Genomic DNA, 1,137 nt, shown 5'->3' with positions numbered 1-1,137 from the left:
GGCGGCGCGGGCCGGGATGCGGGTGCTGCGGGCCCGCTGCTCCCCCGACGACACCGGGCTGCCCTTCGCCGCGGTACGCCAGCTCCTCGGAGCCGAGACGGAGTGCGCGGACGTGTCCGAGGTGTCCCGGACGGCCGGGGCGACCGGGACGGCCGGGGCGACCGGGACGCGCGAGGCACGCGAGGCACGCGAGGCACGCGAGGTGCGTGAGGTGCCCGTCATGCCTGGGGTGCTGGACGAACGGGCCCGCGGGGCCTGGCTGTGGCGGCTGCTGCGGTCGTTCGCGGCCGGGCCCCCGCTCTTCGTCGCGGTGGACGACGTCCACCTCGCGGACGAGCCCTCGCGGCGCTGGCTCGTCGACGTCGTGCGGCGGGTGGACCGATTACCTCTTCTGCTGGTGGTGACCGAGCGCGGCCAGTACGACGTCGACGCGCCGTCGGCCGGTCTCGCCCACGGGCTGTCCCCCGCGCTCGTACGCACCCTCACGCTCGCCCCGCTGGGCGCGGACTCCACGGCCGAGCTGGTCCGTTCCGACTTCGGCGCGGTCCCGCAGGCATGGGTGGAGGACTGCGTACGGGCGAGTGCGGGCAACCCGCTGCTGCTGCGCACCCTCCTGGACGACCTGCGCGGCACCCTGCCCGCCACGGTGCCGAAGGTGGCCGCCGCGCTGTATCCGGGCGCGTACCAGGCGGCGGTGTCGTGGTGGCTGGACAACGCGGGTCCCGCGACGGCGGAGGTGGCGCGGGCGCTGGCGACGCTGGAGGACGACGCATCGGCACGTCCTGTCCGGACGTCGTCCGGCATACCGAACAGCCGGTCCTGCGCGACACCGGACGACCCGGACAGCGGTACCGGCCTCGCGCCGGACCGGCGGGCAGCCATGCGGCCGGACGACCCCCGGAGCTGTCCCGGCAGCGACGAGGACCAAGAAGACCAAGAAGACCAAGAAGACCAGGAGGGCCAGGAGGGCCAGGAGGAGCAGGAGGGCCAGGAGGAGCAGGAGGAGCAGGAGGAGCGGGAGGGCCGGGAAGGCCACAAGGGCGACGCGGACGCGCGGGGACAGGCCGCGCCCGAAAACCCCCCGGTCCCGGACGGCCCGGTCCCGGACGGCCCGGTCCCGGGCGATCCGGTCTGGGG

At 75.7% G+C, this 1,137-nt stretch carries 1 pseudogene; it reads left to right on the top strand.

Annotated elements, in window-relative coordinates:
* Nucleotides 1–16 precede the first annotated feature (16 nt).
* Nucleotides 17–1,137 (top strand): annotated as a pseudogene (locus tag HO151_RS02715) (hypothetical protein); the annotation flags it as partial.

The organism is Streptomyces sp. 8P21H-1 (genome assembly GCF_013302945.1).
Note: the sequence above shows the minus strand (reverse complement) of the source record. Positions and strands in the feature narration are given on the sequence as shown.